Origin of the sequence: Kribbella sp. NBC_01505, from assembly GCF_045040285.1 — a bacterium.
Taxonomy (GTDB): domain Bacteria; phylum Actinomycetota; class Actinomycetes; order Propionibacteriales; family Kribbellaceae; genus Kribbella.
This window is the reverse complement of record NZ_CP109425.1, coordinates 748,113-767,352: the sequence shown is the minus strand read 5'-3', so window position 1 is coordinate 767,352 and position 19,240 is coordinate 748,113. Positions and strand designations below refer to the sequence as shown.

Annotated in this window: 13 protein-coding genes; 5 read left to right on the top strand and 8 right to left on the bottom strand. The window is 68.5% G+C overall.

Features of this window, described 5'->3' with window-relative positions; all coding sequences use genetic code 11:
* The first annotated feature begins 52 nt into the window (after window positions 1-52).
* On the top strand, window positions 53-178 hold the full coding sequence (locus tag OG474_RS03315; protein ID WP_405060676.1) for a ribbon-helix-helix protein, CopG family: 126 nt from the start codon (window positions 53-55) through the stop codon (window positions 176-178).
* Window positions 179-432: 254 nt separating this feature from the next.
* Here OG474_RS03315 and OG474_RS03310 read toward each other — a convergent pair whose 3' ends face one another.
* Window positions 433-1,086 carry a winged helix-turn-helix transcriptional regulator gene (locus OG474_RS03310; protein WP_405060675.1) on the bottom strand — a complete coding sequence of 218 codons (654 nt, stop codon included), beginning with the start codon at window positions 1,084-1,086 and terminating at the stop codon, window positions 433-435.
* A gap of 53 nt (window positions 1,087-1,139) precedes the next feature.
* Here OG474_RS03310 and OG474_RS03305 point away from each other — a divergent pair, with 53 nt between their 5' ends.
* A complete protein-coding gene (locus tag OG474_RS03305) occupies window positions 1,140-1,550 on the top strand; it encodes a DUF1761 domain-containing protein (protein WP_405060674.1) in 411 nt (136 codons plus the stop codon).
* Here the strand turns inward: OG474_RS03305 and OG474_RS03300 are convergent.
* The 5 genes from OG474_RS03300 to OG474_RS03280 all read right to left on the bottom strand — a co-directional run bounded on the left by OG474_RS03300 (window position 1,539) and on the right by OG474_RS03280 (window position 9,896).
* Window positions 1,539-4,478 (bottom strand): ATP-binding protein, encoded by a 2,940-nt coding sequence (locus OG474_RS03300; protein ID WP_405060673.1) that lies wholly within the window; start codon window positions 4,476-4,478, stop codon window positions 1,539-1,541. The genes OG474_RS03305 and OG474_RS03300 overlap by 12 nt on opposite strands.
* A 100-nt stretch (window positions 4,479-4,578) precedes the next feature.
* A complete protein-coding gene (locus tag OG474_RS03295; protein ID WP_405060672.1) occupies window positions 4,579-6,009 on the bottom strand; it encodes a maltokinase N-terminal cap-like domain-containing protein in 1,431 nt (476 codons plus the stop codon).
* The gene (gene treS, locus OG474_RS03290) at window positions 6,006-7,703 is read right to left on the bottom strand and encodes a maltose alpha-D-glucosyltransferase (protein ID WP_405064538.1); all 1,698 of its coding nucleotides are present in this window, start codon (window positions 7,701-7,703) and stop codon (window positions 6,006-6,008) included. The genes OG474_RS03295 and treS overlap by 4 nt, the downstream gene beginning before the upstream one ends.
* Window positions 7,704-7,938: 235 nt before the next feature.
* On the bottom strand, window positions 7,939-8,712 hold the full coding sequence (locus tag OG474_RS03285; protein WP_405060671.1) for a hypothetical protein: 774 nt from the start codon (window positions 8,710-8,712) through the stop codon (window positions 7,939-7,941).
* Between the two features lie 104 nt (window positions 8,713-8,816).
* Window positions 8,817-9,896, bottom strand: a complete 1,080-nt coding sequence (locus OG474_RS03280) for an OmpA family protein (protein WP_405060670.1) — start codon at window positions 9,894-9,896, stop codon at window positions 8,817-8,819.
* A 279-nt stretch (window positions 9,897-10,175) separates the two neighbouring features.
* Between OG474_RS03280 and OG474_RS03275 the strand changes: the two genes are divergently transcribed.
* Window positions 10,176-10,688 (top strand): winged helix-turn-helix domain-containing protein, encoded by a 513-nt coding sequence (locus tag OG474_RS03275; protein ID WP_405060669.1) that lies wholly within the window; start codon window positions 10,176-10,178, stop codon window positions 10,686-10,688.
* 88 nt (window positions 10,689-10,776) lie between these two features.
* On the opposite strand, the gene OG474_RS03270 is transcribed toward OG474_RS03275, so the two are convergent.
* Window positions 10,777-15,186 carry a S8 family serine peptidase gene (locus OG474_RS03270; protein ID WP_405060668.1) on the bottom strand — a complete coding sequence of 1,470 codons (4,410 nt, stop codon included), beginning with the start codon at window positions 15,184-15,186 and terminating at the stop codon, window positions 10,777-10,779.
* A gap of 304 nt (window positions 15,187-15,490) precedes the next feature.
* Here OG474_RS03270 and OG474_RS03265 point away from each other — a divergent pair, with 304 nt between their 5' ends.
* Window positions 15,491-16,069, top strand: coding sequence for a winged helix-turn-helix domain-containing protein (locus tag OG474_RS03265; protein ID WP_405060667.1), 579 nt, complete (start codon window positions 15,491-15,493; stop codon window positions 16,067-16,069).
* Window positions 16,070-16,115: 46 nt separating this feature from the next.
* On the opposite strand, the gene OG474_RS03260 is transcribed toward OG474_RS03265, so the two are convergent.
* Window positions 16,116-16,544, bottom strand: a complete 429-nt coding sequence (locus OG474_RS03260) for a pyridoxamine 5'-phosphate oxidase family protein (RefSeq protein WP_405060666.1) — start codon at window positions 16,542-16,544, stop codon at window positions 16,116-16,118.
* 75 nt (window positions 16,545-16,619) lie between these two features.
* Between OG474_RS03260 and OG474_RS03255 the strand changes: the two genes are divergently transcribed.
* Window positions 16,620-19,211 (top strand): ATP-binding protein, encoded by a 2,592-nt coding sequence (locus OG474_RS03255; RefSeq protein WP_405064537.1) that lies wholly within the window; start codon window positions 16,620-16,622, stop codon window positions 19,209-19,211.
* Window positions 19,212-19,240 lie beyond the last annotated feature (29 nt).

Below are 19,240 nucleotides of genomic sequence, written 5' to 3'. Positions count from 1 at the left end.
CCGACAAGCCGCGTACTACACAAGAAGTTTCTTCCTGGCATGCTGGAACACCATGAAGCAGACCACCATGACGCTCCCCGACGAGCTGGACGCCAAGCTCCGCCACGAAGCCGCCAGCCGCGGAATCACACTCGCGACGCTGGTTCGCGAGGCGATAGAAGCGCACCTGACGTTGTGAAGTCTCGGTCTCGCGCGCGAACGGGCGATTGTCCGGTTCGGGGAGCGCAGTGAACCGGAATCGGTTCGTTGTGCTCCCCAAAGCGGTTTGGGGAGTATTCGCTGGTCCTAAACCGGTTCGGGGAGTGCTGGCCCCCCGAATCGGGCGGCTTTGCTCCCCAGTCCCCCGAGCGTCGCTCAGCGGAGATCGTCACGATCAGCGTGGATCTGCTGCCGCTGGGAGGCAGTAGAGCCACGCAAAGGCGCGCCCTTCGGTCACTGGGGTGGTGGATGCTTGTGGGGGAAGGCTTTGCGGAGGGTGTTGGGGTCGCCTTGGAGGGGGTTGGTGGCGAGGGCTTGGTCGGCGGTGAGGGTGCCGGTGGCCAGGCCTACGACCGTGTCTGGGTCGGCGGTCAGGATGGTGGTGGGGCGGTGGGTGGGGTTGAGGTCTGCTCGGGGGCCGGACTTGTCGAGGTGTACGACGATGAGGGCGCCTTCGATCTCGAAGCCGATCTCGAGTGGGGGAGTGGCGGTGCGGCCTCGGAGGAGAGCGGGTAGGGCGTTTGCCAGCCAACGCGGTTGGAACGCGTCGCCCTCGCGTCCTCGCTCCAGGAGCGGTGCGCCCCAGGTGCCTAGGGCTTCCATCGGCTCGCGCAAGCCCGCGCCCCAGGAAGTGAGCGCGTAGAGGACTCCAGCGTCGCCTAGTTGGCGCTCGACGATCCCGTTCGTTTCCAGGCTTCGCAGTCGGTCGGCCAGGAGGTTGGTCGCGATCCCGGCGAGGGAGGTCTTCAGCTCGTTGTAGCGCATCGGTCCGCACAGGAGGTCGCGGACGATCAGCAGGTTCCAGCGGTCGCCGACGACGTCCAGGGCGCGGGCAACTCCGCAGAACTGTCCGTAGGAGCGACTCGAGACGTGCTTGACTTTGTCCATCGGGGTTGATTTTATCAACCAAAGGCTGGTCGGGCAACGAACGGAGTTTTGCCGTGGAGATCGACTGGGTTGCTGCTGTGCTCGCGCTGGTCGCCGGGATGGTGGTGGCGATGGTTTGGTACAGCAAGGTTGGTTTCGGGCTGGTCTGGTGGAAGCTGACCGGCATCACGCCGGAGCAGTCCAAGCAGGCCAGCCCGCGGAACCTGACCCAGCTCCTCGTCGCGAACAGCGTGACGGCAGTCGGGCTGGCAGCCGGCATCGCGGCTGTGTCGGAGGCCACCGAGAATCACTCGCTGGGGTTGGCGTTGCTGGTCGGCCTGGTGGCGTGGTTGACGTTCTCAGCCAGCACGCTGCTGCAGCACAATGCGTTCGAGCTGAAACCGCCGAAGCTGACGCTCATCAACAGCAGCTACCAGTTGGTGCTGTTCCTCGCTATGGCGCTCGTGATCGGGCTACTGCAGTAGTTGCAGGGCCGCCCGGACTTCGGCCAGGCGGGCGGCGTACCGGGGCCAGCCGAAGCCGGTGCGGGTGTAGGCGGTGGAGGTTTCGGTGACGAGGTCGGCGGCGCGGGAGTGATCGCCTTGGGCGAGGGCCAGGGCGGCGGCTACGGCGCGGGCTGCCAGCCAGGACGTGCTGTGCGCGGGGGCTTCGGCGAAGACGGCGTCGAGGAGGGCTGCGGCTTCGGAGAGCTCGCCTTGGCGGACCAGGACGTCGGCGAGGTCGATGTAGGCGTGGCTGACGCCGCTGTCGTCGGCCAGGGCGTACTCGACGGCGGAGCGCAAGTGCTTCTCGGCTTCGTCCAGGTCGTCGCGGGCGGCGGCGGCCAGGCCGCGGATGACGTCGTTGAGCGGAAGGATCTGCCGGTCGTCGAGACGGCGCGCGTAGTGGTCGGATTCGGCTGCTGCCTTGACGGCCTCGTCCCAGCGATCCAGGCCGACCAGCGCACCGGCGAGATTGCTCAGCCCGCGGGACAGGCCGTGCTCGTCACCGAACTCACGGTCCGCCACGATGCACGTTTCGTAGCACTCCAACGCGCGCTCGGACTGACCGGCGTACACGTAGAGCGTGCCGAGCGCGTCGGTGAATGCGGACAGCCGTCGCTCGTGCTCCGAGGATGACCGGGCGAGTGCTTGGCCAGTCAGTAGCGGTGTAAACGCATCCAGCAGCCGGCCGCGCTCGATCTCGACGATGCTGCGGTAGTACAGGGCGGTCAGCGTCAGGGTGTCGTCGTCCTGCAGCGGTGCGAGCCGCTCGGCCTCGGACAGCAACTCGGCCGCCCGGTCGAACTGTCCGCGCATCGTCAGCACGAAACCGTGGTTGCACAACGCGGTCAGCCGCTCGGACGTCGTCGCGCCCTGCGCATCGGTCAACGCGTCGAAGTGTCGCGCGGCCTCGGCGAACCAGCCGCGGATGAGCCACGGAGTGTGCAGCGCGAGCGCGAGCCGCAGGCCACCGGCCGCCCGGTCCGTCCCAGCCGCACGATCGAGTACGTCGAGCAGATTCGGCCACTCGGTGAAGACCTCGTTGACCGCATCGGCGTTGACGAAGTCGTCACTGTTCTGACCGGCGGCCTGGACGTAGCCAAGACCCCACTCCAGCTCGGCAGCGCGCACAGTCTCGGTCTCACCGGCGTCTTCGAGCTTGCTCAGCGCATAGTCCCGCACGGTCTCCAGCAGCCGGAAGCGACGCCCGTTGACGGCCTCAACCGTCAGCAGACTCCGGTCTGCCAACTCAGTAAGCGCCGGCGCCACATCACGCGGATCGAGTGCGACCTGTTCGGCCGCCTCCAACGTGAAGCCACCGGCGAAGACCGCGACCCGGCGCAGCACCGCACGCTCCGAATCACCGAGCAGCTGGTGACTCCAGTCCAGTGCCGCGACCAGACTGGTATGGCGGGCCTGCGAATCCCGACCGCCCGACACAAGCAGCCGCATCCGGTCCGTGAGTCGTTTCGCGAGCTGCGGAACAGTCAGAGTCCGCGTCAGACCGGCAGCCAGCTCGATCCCGAGCGGGAACCGGTCAACCGCCGTACAGATCGCGGCGACCTGTTCAGGCTCGGCGCCCTGGGCATCGATCGCACAGCGTTCCGTGAACAGCTGCGCGGCCGCTAGCGCATCCAGCGGCCGCATCGGCCGGACCTCTTCGGTCTCCAGCTGCAACGGTCGCTGTGAGGTCACCAGGACAGTCAGACCGGGCGCGCGTCGTACCAGGGCGGCGACGATATCGGCGACCTGCTCGACCACATGCTCGGCGTTGTCGATCACCAGCACCGAACCGTCGAGCGCCGCCGCAGCAGCTCCGATCGGATCGCTACCGCTGGCGTCTTCGCCCGCGATCGCTTCCAGTACGGCGGCTTCGCGCTGCAGCGGAGCCAGCTCGACCAGCCGGACCGGGCGATCAGTGACGGCCCGGACTGCCTCGAACGACAAGCGGGACTTGCCGCTGCCGGGACCGCCGGTCAGCGTGATCACGCCCGGCTGGGTGACGCGCTTGGTCAGCCAGGCCAACTCCTCCTGCCGACCGACGAAGCTGGTCAGCGGCGAGGGTAGGTCCGCGACCGCGCCAGCCGGCGCCGCGGTGCTTCGGGTGGCACTGCTCGCTGCCAGCGATTCGGGCGCGGGAGATTCGGATGCCGTTGGCAACAAAGTTGGGTCCTGCCGGAGCAGCCGCAACTCCATCGCCGCGGTGTCCGGCGCCGGGTCCACACCGAGCTCGTCGGACAGCCGGTTGCGCAGTCGCGCCATCCGGCTGAGCGCGTCGGCCTGGCGGCCGGTCCGATAAAGAGCGAGCGCCAGCAGGCACCAGAGCCGTTCGTGCAGTGGGTTCTCAGTGGCCAGGGCCTCGAGCTCGCGGGCCGCCTCGGCCGCATGACCCAGTGACAACTCCGCATCGAGCAACTCCACCTGCAGAGTCAGCTTCCACGCATCCAGTTGCTCGCCCTCGGCAACGGCGTACGGGATCGTGCGCAGATCGGCGAGCGACGGGCCGCGCCACAGATCGAGCGCCTCCTGCGCGGCCGTCCGGACAGCGAGCCGATCACCAGCCCGTACGGCGGTGTGCATCCGCTCGGCGGCGGCCCGGGCCTCGGTCAGGTCGCTCAGGTCGGCGGCCAGCGCGTAGCCGCCGTTGACCCGGGTCAGTGAGTCGGGGGAGTCGATCGCGGCCCGGAGCCGGGACGCCAGCACCCGCAGGCGCTCGGTCGGACGCGCCAGATCGACGTCACCCCAGAGGTCAGCAGCGAGCCGATGATCGGGGACCGACATGCCACCGGCGAGCGCGAGCCGGACCAGCAATGCCCGCTCCAGCGGCCGGTCGACAGCCACCGCCCTGCCCCCGAGCCGGACAGCCAGCGGCCCGAGCACGAGCACCTCTAGCGGCGGAGCGGGGGGCATACCCGCAAGTATTACAGCGACCGCGCCCCCACGCTCTGTAATTCTCACCTCAGGGAGGATTACTTGGCTGAGATTTGGGGTACTTGACGTTCTTTTAAGGTTACATCGCTGACTGTTCGACTCCGGCGAGCTGTGCGGCAGCGGCCAGCGGGATGCGCAGCCAGGTCGGCCGGTTGCGTGCTTCGTACAGCACCTCGTAGATCAGCTTGTCGGCGAGGAACGCGTCCAGCAACGCCGAGTGCTCACGAGGATCGCTCTCCGCAACCTCGGCATAGCCGTCGCAGAACGCCTGCTGGTTGCGGCTGGCCCACTCCGACGCCCGGTAGGCGATCTGCAGATCACCCTCGTGGTCGGTGAGCAGCAGCGACCGCGCCGCGTAGTCGAACGAGCGGAGCATGCCCGCGATGTCCTTCACCGGGGTGTCCAGCGCGCGCCGCTCGACGAGCGACTTGGCCGGCTCACCCTCGAAGTCGATCAGCTTCCAGCCGTGGATGGTGCGCAGCACCTGACCGAGGTGGAAGTCACCGTGGATCCGCTGCACCAGCACCGGCTGGTCGGCCGCCGCCAGGTTGTCGAACGCGCGGCCCAGACCTTCGGCGTACGGCGCGAGCTCGGGAACGGCGGCCGTGGCGGCCGCCAACCGGCGGTGCATCGAGGCCGCGTGCTCGACCAGCTTCGACTGCTCCCACACATCCGTGCCGAGCGCCTTCGCGAGCTCGGCGTGCACCTGGGCGGTGCTGGCACCGAGCCGGTGCGATTCGCCGGCGAAGTCGCCGCCGACCTCGGCCGCGTGCAGATCGGCCTCGGCGTACAGGTCACGCACCGACGAGGTCGCGAACGACCAGCCGTCGGTGGCGTTCTTCTGGAAGGCCGTCATCATCGCCAGCTCACCGCTGTCGGTGCCGCCGCCGGCCCGCGGCCAGCTGCCGCGCGCCGACCCGAGCACCTCCGGGACCAGCTCGGACCCGGACTCGGTGAGCGCCGACTCGATCTCGACGCCCGGATTGCTCCCGGGCTCGAGCCGGCGGAACACCTTCAGCAGCGCGACATCGCCGTACACCAGCGAGGTGTTGGACTGCTCGACGGTCAGCACCAGGGACTGCGCGTCCTCCGGCACCTCGGTCGTCCCCTCCGGTGCGTGCACCGGGTGGAACTCGAGCCCGTCCAGCCGGCGGCCCGCGGTGAGGCCCTCCAGCCAGTACGGCGTCGCTTCCTTGTCGTGCAAGGCGTCGTACACCCACACGCGGGTGTCGTCGAGGTCCTGCTCCTCCCAGTCACCGATCAGGGCGTGGCCGAGATTCTCGGCCGGGGCCCGATGGTAGCTGAGCGGCAACTGGTACACCCGGATCGGGATATCCGATCCGGGCGGACCCGAACAGTAGACGAACCCGATCCGGACCGCAGGCCAGACGCCGTCGTCGGACAGCCACACCGAGGTGGCCATCGCGTCGACGACGACGTCGTGTCCCTTCTCCCCGAACCATCGCTGGCTCGCACAGAAGGACTGGACCTGGTCCAGATGGGAAGTCACGAAATGCTCTCCTCGTGGTCGGCCGGCTTGGGCAGCCGGAACCAGTAGAAACCGTGCGCGCCGAGCGTCAAAAGGTAGGGCAACTCACCGATCGCTGGGAAGTGCACCCCGCCGAGCAGCTCGACCGGCTCCACACCCTCCCACTGCCGCAGGTCCAGCTCGATCGGCTGCGGGAAGCGCGACAGGTTGTTCACACACAGCACGACGTCGTCGCCGAACTCGCGGATGTACGACAGGACGCTCGGGTTCGAGCCGCCCAGGTCGGTGAAGGTCCCCATCCCGAAGCAGGGGTGCTGCTTGCGGGTCTGGATCATCCGCCGGGTCCAGTGCAGCAGCGAGGAGGCGTTCTCCATCTCGGCCTCGACGTTCACTGCCTGGTAGCCGTAGACCGGGTCCATGATGACCGGCAGGCTGAGCTTGCCCGGGGTAGCGGTCGAGAACGACGCGTTGCGGTCCGGGGACCACTGCATCGGGGTCCGGACGCCGTCGCGGTCACCCAGCCAGATGTTGTCGCCCATGCCGATCTCGTCGCCGTAGTACAGGATCGGTGATCCCGGCAACGACAGCAGCATCGCCGTGAACAACTCCATCTTGTTGGTGTCGTTGTCCAGCAGCGGGGCGAGCCGACGGCGGATGCCGATGTTCGCCTTCATCCGCGGGTCCTGAGCGTACTCCGACCACATGTAGTCGCGGTCCTCGTCGGTGACCATCTCGAGCGTCAGCTCGTCGTGGTTGCGCAGGAAGATGCCCCACTGACAGGTGTCCGGGATGGCCGGTGTCTGCGCCAGGATCTCCGAGATCGGGAAGCGCGACTCGCGTCGTACTCCCATGAAGATGCGCGGCATCACCGGGAAGTGGAACGCCATCTGGCACTCGTCGCCACCGGAGTCGCGGTCACCGAAGTAGTCGACCACGTCGGCCGGCCACTGGTTCGCCTCGCAGAGCAGGATCCGGTCCTCGTAGTTCGCGTCGACCTCTTTGCGGACCCGCTTGAGGAACTCGTGGGTGCGCGGCAGGTTCTCGCAGTTGGTGCCGTTCTCCTCGAACAGATACGGCACCGCGTCGAGCCGGAAACCGTCGATGCCCATGTCGAGCCAGAACTTCAGCGCCTCGATCATCGCGTCGCCGACGGCCGGGTTCTCGAAGTTGAGGTCGGGCTGGCTGGAGTAGAACCGGTGCCAGAAGTACTGGCCCCGGACCGGGTCCCAGGTCCAGTTCGAACTCTCCGAGTCCACGAAGATGATCCGGGCGTCGCCGTACGGCTCGTCGGTGTCCGACCAGACGTAGAAGTCGCCGTACGGGCCGTCCGGGTTCGTCCGCGACTCCTGGAACCAGGGGTGCGCGTCCGAGGTGTGGTTCATCACGAAGTCGACGATCACGCGCATGCCGCGGGAGTGCGCCGCTTCCATGAACGCGGCGAAGTCCTGGATCGTGCCGACCTCCGGCATCACGCCGGTGTAGTCGGAGATGTCGTAACCGCCGTCGCGCAGCGGTGACGGATAGAACGGCGGCAGCCAAAGGCAGTCCACGCCGAGCCATTCGAGATAGTCCAGCTTCTCGGTCAGGCCCTGCAGGTCGCCGATGCCGTCGGCGTTCGAATCCTTGAACGACCGCACCAGGACTTCGTAGAAGACGGCCCGCTTGAACCACAGCGGATCCTTCTTCGTCAATCCGTGGTGCTGCTCCGGCAGCATGTCGGTCACGCTCACCTCCATCGGGAGTGTTGTGGGGGACCCGTCCGTGCCCGCACCTCCCCGTACCCCGAACCAGGGCCGATCAAAAGGAGCTGTGCACAGGATCAATCGAGCCCGGTGATGTGGTGACGCCGCGCGAGTGACGGTTCCGCGAGTGCGTTGCACTTAGTCTGACGGCCGTTTGCCAGTACAAGCAAACCAACCCGCGAACATCCCGCAGAGTAAAACCAATGCCCTACTGGTCTGTCGCGTTCGGCGCTGCCGACTTGCGGGGCTTGCGGAGGTACTTGGTGAAGCCCGCGCGCTCGGCGTCGGCCTCGGTCCGGAACCACACCTCGGCCTTGGTGCGGCCGTAGTACGGCGAGTCCGGAGTGTGGAACAGCATCGACTGCGCGTTGCCCTTGATGGTGAATCCGTCCGGCGGACCCTGATGCGGTACGGCGTCCGCCGACCCCGGCCCGAACCGCCCGGCCGCCGGCTCGTCATCGCCCGCCGCCACCTCGTCGAACAACGTCGGCTCAGCCGACGCCCCCACATCCATCAACCGAGAAAACTCCGGCGCAGCAGCCAACTTCGCCTCACCAGAAGCCGGTACGACGGCCTCGTCCGCGGCCGGGGCAGTGGGCTCAGCCGGGAGTGGGGTTTCGCGGGCCACGAGTTCGGCTGGCGCCGCGGGCTCACTCGGTACGGCGGCTTCGTCCGGAACCGCGGCTTCGCGGGCGGCGGGTTCAGCTGGTGCCGTGGGCTCGGGGGCTGGCTGTGCTGCCTCAGCTGGGACGGCGGGCTCCGGCTTTGGCTTGGTGGGCTTGGCCCGGGCAGCGGGTTGGGCCTGGCGTGCTGTCGCGGTTGCGGCGCCTACCAGGGCTTCTTCCTTGGCTTCGGCTTCAGCCTCGGCTGGTTGTTCGGTGGGGGGCTTGGTGCGGCGGTCCAGGAGGATCCAGGTGATGACCGCGCCCAGCAGGAAGGCGAGTAGGGGCCAGGGCCAGTTGTTGCGCAGGAGCCAGCTCATCGACGGGCACCCTTCGTGGTGTGGTAGACGAACCAGGCGATCGCGCTGCCCAGCAGGAAGGCGATCAGGAGCAGCACCCAGATGTCGAGGACGAGCCGGTTCATTCAGTTCTCCTGCAGTGCTCTGATCTCGGCCCGGCGGTTGGCGACCCGGCCGGCGGCGGTGGTGTTGGGGGCGATCGGGAAGGCCTGGCCGTAGCCGTGCGCGAGGATGCGGTCGCCGGTGACGCCGAGCTCGACGAGCTCGGCCTTGACGGTGGCGGCGCGTTGTTCGGACAGCGGCAGGCTGGTGGCGGGGGAGCCGAGGTTGTCGGTGTGCCCGGCGACCTCGATCCGGGCGGTCGGGCAGGTCTTGAGCAGCGCGGCGGCCCGGGCGACTGTCTCCTTCGAGGCGTCGTTGACGATCGCGGTCCCGGACAGGAAGTTGATCCTGTTCTGCCGGCTGTACTCCGCGATCCGGCTCTTGAACGTCCGGCACGCCTCGCTCACGACCGGCTTGTCGATCGGCACCTCGAGCTGGTTGGCGATCACCGCACCGGGCACGGCCTTGGCCGCGGCCCGCGCCGCCATCGCCTTCGTCGCCTGGTCCGGTACGGCGCCGGTCAGCGTGACGGTCGTTCCGTCGTACCGGACCGAGGCGTCCCCGGTGCCGATCGCTATCGCGTTCAGCAGCCCGGACAGGCTGCCGGCATCCTCGATCCCGTTCGCGGCGTCGACCGTCACGCGCTGGTCGTACTCACGATCGGGCCCGAGGACCTTCTCTACCTCGGTCTTGATCGCGTCCTTGGCCAGCTCGCTGCGCACGACCGCCTGCACCCGGATGGTGCGATCGGTCCGGCCGATCTCGAATCCGGCTGTCGTCGGCTCCTCAGGACCCGGCGTGGCGGGCGGTTGCACAGCCGGACCGGACGCGACGGTCACGGTGCGAACGCCTTCGACCCCGCCGACGATCTCGCGGATCTGGGCGGCGTCCACATCGGTGGCGACCTGGACCGACGCCTCGCGGCCGTCCATCACGACGGTCGCACCGTTGATGCCGTGCGCGGTGAGGGCTGCGGTCGCCTCGGACCGCAGGTCGTCCTCGATGGCGTCGGCGCGGATCGGGATCAGCACAGCGGTCAATATCACGGGTACGGCAAGGGCCGCGAGCAGCCAGACGACCGGCCGCCGAGCGAGTCGGGACACTCTTCCTCCGTCAGAAGCGGTCCTCCGACGGGTGCGGGCCGAAGTGACCGTGCGCGAGGAGACTACTCCGCCGCGCACACGGCATGCACGCCGGTCAGGCAAATCGGTACAGCGTGTCGGCTGACCAGATCCGGTCAGATCTGTCCTGTCTCGGACAGGTCGCATATGTGCCAGCCCGCTGCGGAGGGAATCCCTTGACTTAGTTCTGGTCATAAACCGTACTTGTGCGTGCGTTTACGTCGCATCCGCCCGGCGGCGCGTACAAGGGGAGGGGCTCGGATGGAGAGGACATCTGATTCGTCGTTGATCATCGGCGTCGCCACGTCGACGGCGGAGCGGGTCCAGCTGGCCCGATTGCTCGGTGACGCCGACGCGCTGCTGCTGGTGTCCAGTGCCGAACAGGCCCGTGCGTTCCTGGAGCTCACCGAGTCGATGTCACCGGCCGCACCGGTCGTGGTGACACCGTCGGTCGTGCCACTGCTCGAGGCGCCACCGGTCCGGTTGGAGCCGGAGCTACTGCTCGACATGGAACGTCGCGTGGTGCGTTGGGAGGATCGTGAGGTGCCGCTGACCCGGCTGGAGCACGACTTCCTGCACTGTCTGGTCGAGGAGCCCGGTCAGGTCTGGACCTACCAGCGCCTGCACCACGCGGTCTGGGGCAACGAGCACCTGGGTCACGGCTCGCACATCCACTCGGTGGTGAAGCGCCTGCGCCAGAAGCTGACCAACCTGGGCGCCACCGTCACCATCCACGCGGTCCGCGGCGTCGGCTTCCACCTACTGACTACCTAGGCACCTGCTGCCGACGACGTAGTACTGAACAGAAAGGGCGAGGCCCCGGACCACAGTGGTCCGGGGCCTCGCTTTTCAGTTGTGAGTGTTACTTGGTGGCCTTCAGTGCGAAGTCCTCCGTGATCGGCGATCCGGACTCGAGCTCGGTCGTCCGGGTCTGCGGCTTGTAACCATCCTTGGCCGCGATCAGTGTGAGCGGGTTGTTGCGGATGTCGAGCCAGTACGCGTACTGGCCGGCAGCGTCGGTGGTGAAGGTGTAGGACTGCGCCCACGAGTCCACCTCGACAGTCGCGCCGGGCAGTGCCGCGGTCGCTCCGGTCTTGCTGACACCGGTCACCGTGCCCTGGATCTTGGCCCAGGTCGACGGCGGCGTGACGGTCAGCTTGATGTCGACCGGGTTGACCGAGTACGGCGTGTCCTCACCGATCGTGACCGCACCGGTGTAGGTACCCGGCTGGTCGACGTTCGCGTTGAGGCTGACCTTGACGGTCGTCGACTCGCCCGGGGCCAGCTCGGCCTCGGTCTTGTCGAGCGACAGCCAGCTCACGTCGGCCGTGGATTCCGAGCAGTCCTCGAGACCCGGCAGGTTCTCCGAGTCCGCGGTGGCGGTGAAGCCACCGGACGAGCCACCGACCTTGTAGAAGCCACAGGCCGCACCACCGCGGTAGCGGGCCTGGTTGGCGTTCGGCAGGGCTGCCCAGGTGTTGCTGGCCGGGTCGTAGGCGAAGCCGGCGTTGGTGACGGCGCCCGCCTGGACACCACCGACAACGAGCAGCTTGCCACCGGCGACCGCGTACGAACCGGCCCAGTGGTCGGCCGGAGCGTCGGCGACCGCGGTCCAGGAGTTGGCACCCGGGTCGTAGACGTACGCGTTCTTCAGTGAGTTGGTGCCGTCGTTACCGCCGGCGCAGTACACCTTGCCGTCGATCGCGCCACAGGAGATGAACGCGGCCGACTTCGGGTAGCTGGCCAGCGTGGCCCAGGTGTTGCTGCCCGGGTCGTAGCTGACCACCGTGTTGCTCATCGGCAGGCAGTCCGCGGTCGTGCAGCCACCGACGGCGTACAGCTTGCCTCCGGCGACAGCCTGACCGGCTCCGGCCCGCGGGGCCGGGTTGGCGGCCAGTGCGGACCAGGCGTTGGCAGCCGGGTCGTAGGACCAGGTCGCCGCGTCCGGACCGGACGCACCCCAGCCGGAGCTGGCGATGATCTTGCCGTTCACCACACCGAGCGTGACGGCGTTACGAGCACCCGGGAGCGGTGCGATCGCGGTCCAGGCCTTGGCGGCCGCGTCGTACTTGTAGCTGTTCCCGGTCGAGGCAGTTCCGTTGCCACCGGCAACCGAGTAGACCGTACCGTCGACGGTCACGACGCGGTTGTCCATGACGACCGACGGGTAGTTCGCGATCCCGGTCCACGGAGCCGCCGCCGGAGCGTTGGTGTCCGGGGCCGGGCTCGACTTGCCGGACAGCTGCTGAGCGAACGACGTCTCGATGTTGAGTCGCTGCAGCGGCGCGCCCTTGCCGGTCAGCACCTGCGCCTTGGTGGTCTTGGAACCGTTGGCGTTCTCCAGGACGAACCCGCCGTCCTTCTCACCGAACTTCACCTTGACCGGCGCACCGCCGGTGTTGGTGACGGTGACGTTCTTGCTGGTCTTGCCACCGATCGGCAGGGTCGCACCGATGTCACCCGGGGTGACACTGAGCTGACCCGCGTCCAGCGTGTAGTCGGCACTGGTCACCCAGTCCGCCTCGACCGAGACGGTCGACTGCGCGCTGACGTAGTTGCCGGCCTTGGCGGTGAAGCCCTGGTCGCCGTCGGCCGAGGAGTACAGCCAGTAGAAGCCGTCGGCCAGACCGGTGTCCTCCGGCGTGGCGACAGTGGTACCGGACTCGGTGGAGCCGTCACGAGTGACGACCGCGCCGTTGACGGCACCGCCGGTGTTGGCGTCCTTGACGTTGCCGACGACCAGACCGCCGCCGGTCGGCTCGCAGAAGATCTTGCCGATCATCACGTTGTCGACCTGCCACCACCAGTCGTACGACGCGTCGTAGTACCGGAAGCGGACCTGGACGGCCGACTTGTTCGCGGCCTGCGGGAGCGCCACGTCCTTGACGACCGGACCACGCGCCTGGGCGGTCTGCCGCAGCACGTTGATCCACGTCGCACCGCCGTCGACGGTCACATCGACGTCGGCCTTCTCACCACTGAGGTAGCGCAGGTCCTGGTTGAACCGGAGCTTCGGGGAGTCGACCCCGCTCAGGTCCACGACCGGGCTGACCAGGGACGTGTCCTGGTTCTGGCCGGAGCCGAACTTGTCGCTGTCGATGGTCGCGAAACCGCCGGTGCCACCGGTGAGGTTGCCGCGCTTGCCCGGGTCGTCGAAGGCCCAGACCTGGCTGTTGCCCTTACCGTCCACGACAGTCCAGCCGGCCGGGGCAGTGGTGCCGTCGAACGACTGGGTGGCGCCTTCGGTGCTCTCCTTGTAGCCCGGAGCGGTCAGACAGGCGTCGTCACGCACCGGAACCGCGATGTTCTTCGTGACGTTGCCGGTGCCGACCGTGACCGGCACGCTGATCGTCTGGTAGCCCGGAAGCTGGGTCTGGACGTTCAGCTTGTACGCCGCGCCGCCCGGAACCTTGAAGCTGTACCGGCCGTTGCTCGGGGTGGTGTAGTCGAACACTCCGCCCGGACCCTCGACGCTGACCTTCGAGTACAGCGGCCAGCCGTGGCCGGAGCCGTCGGTGATGGTGCCGCCGATGCTGACCTGCGGCGAGCTCGCCAGCGCGAAGTTCTTCGTCGTGGTCTGACCGGTCGTGACGACCGCGGTCGAGGTCTGCGACTTGTAGCCGAACGAAGCGACCGTGAGGTCGTACGTCGCGGCCGGCAGCACGCTCGAGAACGTGCCGGTGCTGTTCGTGGTCAGGACCTTGTCGGGCTGACCAGCGGACTTGACCGTGACAGTGGCGCCGGCCAGCGCAGCGCCGCCAGTGGCAGCGGTGACCTTGCCGGACAGCGTGCCGGTGTTGCCCACCGGAGCAGCGCTCACCAGGGCGAGCGCGTCGAGGCGGCCCTGACCGAACACGTTGTTGTTCTCGGTGGTGCCACCACACTGGGTGGCGGGGGTGTCGATCGCGGTCTGGTTCAGTAGCGCGCGCGTGGCGGCGACGTCACCCTTCAGCGTCGGCGAAGCGGACCACAGCAGCGCGATCGCGCCCGCCATGTGCGGCGAGGCCATCGACGTACCGTTGTACGCGCCGTAGGTGTTGCCCGGCAGGCTCGACCGGACGTTCACACCCGGAGCGGCGATGTTCGGCTTGATCGTGCCGTTCTGGCCCGCACCGCGGCCGGAGAAGCTGGCGATCGCGTTGTTGATGTCGTAGGCACCGACGGAGTAGTTGCTCGTCGAGCTGCCCGGTGAGCCGGAGGTGGCGCAGCTCGGGCCGCTGTTGCCGTTCGAGAACGCACCGAAGATCCCGGACGCGGTCCAGGCCAGGGTGACGTCTTCCATGAACGGGTCGTTCGACGGCAGCTGCGAGCCCCACGAGTTGTTGATGACGTTGGGCCGCTTGCTGGCGTCGGGGTTGGCCCCGGCCAGGTTGGTCGGCTGCAGCATCCACTGACCGGAGGCGATCAGTGCCTCGTCGGTCGGGCAGCACCCGTTCGCGGCGATCCACTTGACGCCCGGCGCGACGCCGATCTGGTTCCCGGCGCCGTCGTCACCGACCATCGTGCCCATCGTGTGGGTGCCGTGACCGTTGCCGTCGGCGGGCTGGTTCGGCGACGTACCGGCCGCGTCGAACCAGTTGTAGTTGTGGTCGAACGTCCCGTTGCCGAGGTTTCCGCGGTACTGCTTCACCAGCGCCGGGTGGTCGAACTGCACACCGGTGTCGATGTTGGCGATGACGATGCCGGCGCCGGTGTCGCCGAACTGGCTCCACACCTGGTTCGCCTTGATGTTGGCGACGCCCCACTCGACCGCGTTGACCTCGTTCTGCGGGGTGCCCTCGGTGATCTTCGGGACCTCGACCTGCATCGGGTTGTAGAGCCCGGCGACCTCGGTGTGGGCGGCCAGTTGCTTGGCCAGGTCGAACGATCCACCGTTGATCCGGATCGCGTTCGTGGCCCAGAAGGACTTGTACTTGACGCCCTTGGCGTCGAGCTCGGCCTTGACGTTCTTCTGGGTCGCGGTCGCGGTCTCGCGCAGCTTCTCGGCCACCGCGGTTCCGCGCGCGGTCCAGTCGCTGATCTTGCTCGCGGCGGACAGGTCGGCCTTCTGGCCGAAGTAGACCCAGTAGTCGGCCGCCGCTTTGGCGTCCTTGCCGTTGAGCTTGTCCATCAGGTCCGGCTTGATCTTGCTCGCCGGATCCGTGCCGGTCGGCTTGGTAGGCGGTGCGGCCAGGGCGGCGCCGGTTGCGCCTAACCCGGTCGCGACGACGGCCACCGTCGCCAGGGCGCCGACCAGAGTTCTGGCGAGCCCCCTACGTCTGCTGTCTGACATTCTTCGCAGCCCCTCACTGTGACGACCCCGAGTTGACTCCCCCGAGTCATGTGGTGCGCAGAGGGTGCAGCGGTTCGTCCGGGCGGTGAACCGGTGTGAGCGAACGCGCTCCGTGCCCCCCAGGTCGCCGCATGTGACACGGCGAGCCTGTCGAGGACCCTATGTGTCATCTGAACCGGGTCACAAGCACAGTTGGTGAGCAAGATGTGACTAACCGTCGCCTCGAATCTAGGCAACCAAGGCAAAATGGTCAAAGATTGGCAATCCGTTGACGATCTAAGGCAGAGGTTGACATCGTGACGGGATGGTCACCGCCCGTGTCCCCGCCCCAGCGGACGTCGATCTGACCACGACCGACGCCCATCCGTTCCCGCTGCTCATCGCGGTAGCAGCCTCACCCGAACAACGCGTGCGCCTCGCCGAGCTCATCGACGACGTGGCGCCGTTGCTGCTCGTCTCCAGTCTCGACGAACTGCGCAAGCTCTTGGTTCCCGGCCGGCAACCACCGCCGACCGAACATCCGGAGCCCCCCGAACCCGAGGAGTCCACCGACCTGACAGAGTCCGAGGTGCTCACCATCGACCGGGTTCGCTCAGTCGCCCAATGGCGTGGCCGCGAGGTCCCGCTGACCGAGCTCGAACACGACCTGCTGGCCCGGCTGATGTCGGCGCCCGTCCGGGTCTGGACGTACGACGCCCTGCACCAAGCCGTCTGGGGCACCCGCGAACTGCGCGGTACCGCGGACGTCCACTCGGTGGTGAAACGGCTGCGCCGAAAACTCGACGACCTCGGTACGACGGTCACCATCGACGCCGTACGAGGAACCGGCTTCCGCCTCACCGACCACCAGCACCCCGCCATCACCTCCCTCCGAGCCGGCTGACCCTCCCGCCCTCATCTCATGGGGGAACCCATGAGATGGCGCGGGGTCAGAGGGTGATGGGGACGCGGATGTCGGGGCCGCCGTCGTTGATGAGGGCGGAGGCTTCGGTGGCGCGTGCGCGGTAGAGCCTGAGCTCGCCGGGTCCGAACGCGGCCAGCTCGGGATGCCGGCTGTTGTAGATCGCCGTACCGGCTTCGAGATCCGGTCCGGCGACCTGTTCGGCGTGCGCGGTGAGATAGACGGCCTCGCCGGCGAACAGGGCTACCTGGGAGTCGAAGATGACGATGCCGACCTCGGGCCGCTCCGCCAGGTTGCGGGAGTGCCGGGTGTCCGGGCGGGACACCCAGTAGAAGTCGCTGCCGTCGGGCGTGAAGCAGACCGGTGAGGCCCACGGGTGGCCGTCGCGGTCCGCGGTGGCGAGCGTCAGGTAGTTGTTGGCGTCGATGATGCGCCGCGCGGTGTCTTCGGGTGTCATGCCCCCAGCTTCGGCGCGGGCCGAAGTTCCGGCATCCGTGGCCACCACCGAGGTTAAAGTGCCGACGTGGAGTGGATGGAGCTGGTGTCGGCGCGTGAGGCGGAGGTGCTCGCCGCGATTCGCGCGCACCAGTCGAACGCGCAGATCGCGGCTCAGCTGCACCTGTCCATCCGCACGGTCGAGAGTCACGTCGCGTCGCTGCTGCGCAAGGCCGGCGTACCGGATCGTCGTTCGCTGGCAGCGCTCGCGGACGAGCCGGTGTCGGGTCTGCCCGTGTTCCCGACGTCTTTCGTTGGACGTTCGGAGGAGCGTACGGCGGTCGTCGCCGCGCTCGGTGCTGCGCGGCTGGTGAGCCTGGTCGGGGCCGGCGGCATGGGCAAGACCCGGCTGGCCGTCGAGGCGGCCGCGGGGCAGGACACGTTCTTCGTCGACCTGGTTCCGGTACGCGCCGGGGGAGTCGGCCAGGCGGTCGCTCAGGTGCTCGGCGTCGTCGAGCGACCACCCGGTACGCCGGCCGACGCGGTGATCGACCGGCTCCGGTCGGAACGGGCGCTGCTGGTGCTGGACAACTGCGAGCACGTCATCGCCGAGGCGAGTGAGCTGGTCGCCCGCATCCTCCGCCGCTGCCCGCAGATGCGGATCCTCGCCACCAGCCGAGAACGCCTCGCCGTCCCCGGCGAGCGCCTGATCGAGGTGCAGTCACTCGGAGCCGAGGCGCCCCGGCTGTTCGTCGAGCGCGCCCGAGCCACCGACCCCGGCATCGTCGCGGACCCATCGGTCGTCGAACGCCTCTGCGCCGCCCTCGACGGAATGCCTCTGGCCATCGAACTGGTCGCCGCCCGCTCCGCTTCCCTCGGAGTCGACGGAGTCGAAGCAGCACTGGACGACCTGCTCCGCCTGATCTCCGGCGGCCGCGGCCCGGACCAGCGTCACCACTCACTGCGCGACGTCCTTGGCTGGAGCCTGGATCTGCTGGACGACGAGGAGCGCCTGGTCTTCCGCAACCTGGGCGTCTTCGTCGGTGGCTTCGACCTGTCCGCCGTGGCCGCCGTCACCCCGGACCTCAGCGTCGGTGCCGTCGCCGACCTGATCGGCCGCCTGGTCGACCGCAGCCTCGTCGTCCACCGGCGCGCGGGCACCACCACTCGCTGGTCCCTGCTCGAAACAGTCCGCGCGGTTGCCCTGCACGAACTCCAGTCGAGCGGCGAAGACATCACCTCGCGCTACGTTCGCTGGGCGGCGGACACCGCTGGGCAGCTCGAATCCCACCTCGATCAGCTGGTGCCCGTCGAGTTCGACGCGGTGGCCGACGACCTCCGGAACGCCCTCACCCACACGACGCCGGACAGCTACCGGCTGGCGAAATCCCTGGCCCGCTTGAGCTTCGCGCGCGGACTGGCGGTCGCGGCCCGGGATCAATACGTCCGCGCCGCCGCCCTGGCGCCGAGCGAGGCTGCCGCTGACCTCGGGTTGGCTGCTTCGGTTGCGTTGACCTGGTCCGATGGGGCGACCGCCTTCGAGTTGTTGCTGGAGGCAAGCGATCGGGCCGGGGACGGGGCCGGGCGGGCGGTGGCGCTCGGGTCGGCTGTGGTCGCGGCGGCGCGGTTCTCGATGTCGTTCGAGGAGCCGGTCGCCCGGGAGCGGTTGGTCGAGTTGCTGGCCGAGGCATCAGCGTCTGCGGACACTGCAGACGCCCGGTGCGTCGCCGTACTGGCTGCGGCCCGGGCGTGGGCTTCGGGACAGACGCCGGAGCTGGAGTTGTCGCGGACTGCGGTGGAGACGGCTCGGCGGACGGGCGATCCGGCGTTGGTGCTCGGTGCGCTGGACGCGTTGGGTACGGCGCTCGCCAACGCCGGGCGCATTCGGCAGGCACACCGGTTGTCGGACGAGCGTCTGCGGTTGGCGGCCACCGCATCGCCGTACGAGCCCGCGGTCGCGGCCGAGCTGGTCGACCTCTTCCACGTGGCATCGACCTCCGCCGTCGCGGCCGGGGATCTGCCGGCCGCGGCGAGTATCGCGGTCCAGGACGGCTCGGTCCGGACTCATCCGGCGATCATCGCCCCGAGGTTGATCCGCCTGTACGGGCTGACCGGCCGATTCGACGAGGCGTTGGAGCAGGCCGGCATCCTCTGGGACGGCTGGCTCTACGCGACCACAGTGGGCGTGGAGCCCGAGCTCTCCTCACTCCGCGGCGACTGGCCGTCGTCCGCCGCGGCGATCGTTGCCATGGTGCACGGCCTGCGCGGCGACGTACCGGCATACGAGGAGTGGCGTTCGCGCGCCCGCCGCATCGCGCACGTCGGCGACGCTGCCGACTCGCCCGCCCTGGCCGCGGCCGCCGCCTTCGTGGACGCGCGGATCGCCGTACACACCCATCGGTACGACGACGCGCGCCGACTGGTCGATGCCGCGCTCCAGCCGTTCCCGGAGAAGTGGTGGCTCCCGTACGCGCACGCTGCCGGTGCCGAGCTCGCTGTGGTCGCCGGCCTGCCTGACGCGGCCGACTACCTGCTCGCCGCCGAGCCGGCCGCGGCTGAGAACGCCTGGGCCGCCGCCTGCCTGACCCGGGCGAAGGCCCGCTATACCGGCGACCGGGAGCTGTTCGACCAGGCCGTCGCGCAGTGGGAGCGCATCGACGCGGACTTCGAGCGGACGATTCAGTGGTGACCACGGATCACGTGCGGCCGCCCGCCCGA

Bases quoted from the DNA above. Each gene is read 5' to 3' on its own strand.
- OG474_RS03315 (WP_405060676.1), top strand. From the start codon at position 53: ATGAAGCAGACCACCATGACGCTCCCCGACGAGCTGGACGCCAAGCTC.
- OG474_RS03310 (WP_405060675.1), bottom strand. From the start codon at position 1,086: ATGGACAAAGTCAAGCACGTCTCGAGTCGCTCCTACGGACAGTTCTGC.
- OG474_RS03300 (WP_405060673.1), bottom strand. From the start codon at position 4,478: ATGCCCCCCGCTCCGCCGCTAGAGGTGCTCGTGCTCGGGCCGCTGGCT.
- treS (WP_405064538.1), bottom strand. From the start codon at position 7,703: ATGCTGCCGGAGCAGCACCACGGATTGACGAAGAAGGATCCGCTGTGG.
- OG474_RS03285 (WP_405060671.1), bottom strand. From the start codon at position 8,712: ATGAGCTGGCTCCTGCGCAACAACTGGCCCTGGCCCCTACTCGCCTTC.
- OG474_RS03275 (WP_405060669.1), top strand. From the start codon at position 10,176: ATGGAGAGGACATCTGATTCGTCGTTGATCATCGGCGTCGCCACGTCG.
- OG474_RS03270 (WP_405060668.1), bottom strand. From the start codon at position 15,186: ATGTCAGACAGCAGACGTAGGGGGCTCGCCAGAACTCTGGTCGGCGCC.
- OG474_RS03265 (WP_405060667.1), top strand. From the start codon at position 15,491: ATGGTCACCGCCCGTGTCCCCGCCCCAGCGGACGTCGATCTGACCACG.
- OG474_RS03260 (WP_405060666.1), bottom strand. From the start codon at position 16,544: ATGACACCCGAAGACACCGCGCGGCGCATCATCGACGCCAACAACTAC.
- OG474_RS03255 (WP_405064537.1), top strand. From the start codon at position 16,620: ATGGAGCTGGTGTCGGCGCGTGAGGCGGAGGTGCTCGCCGCGATTCGC.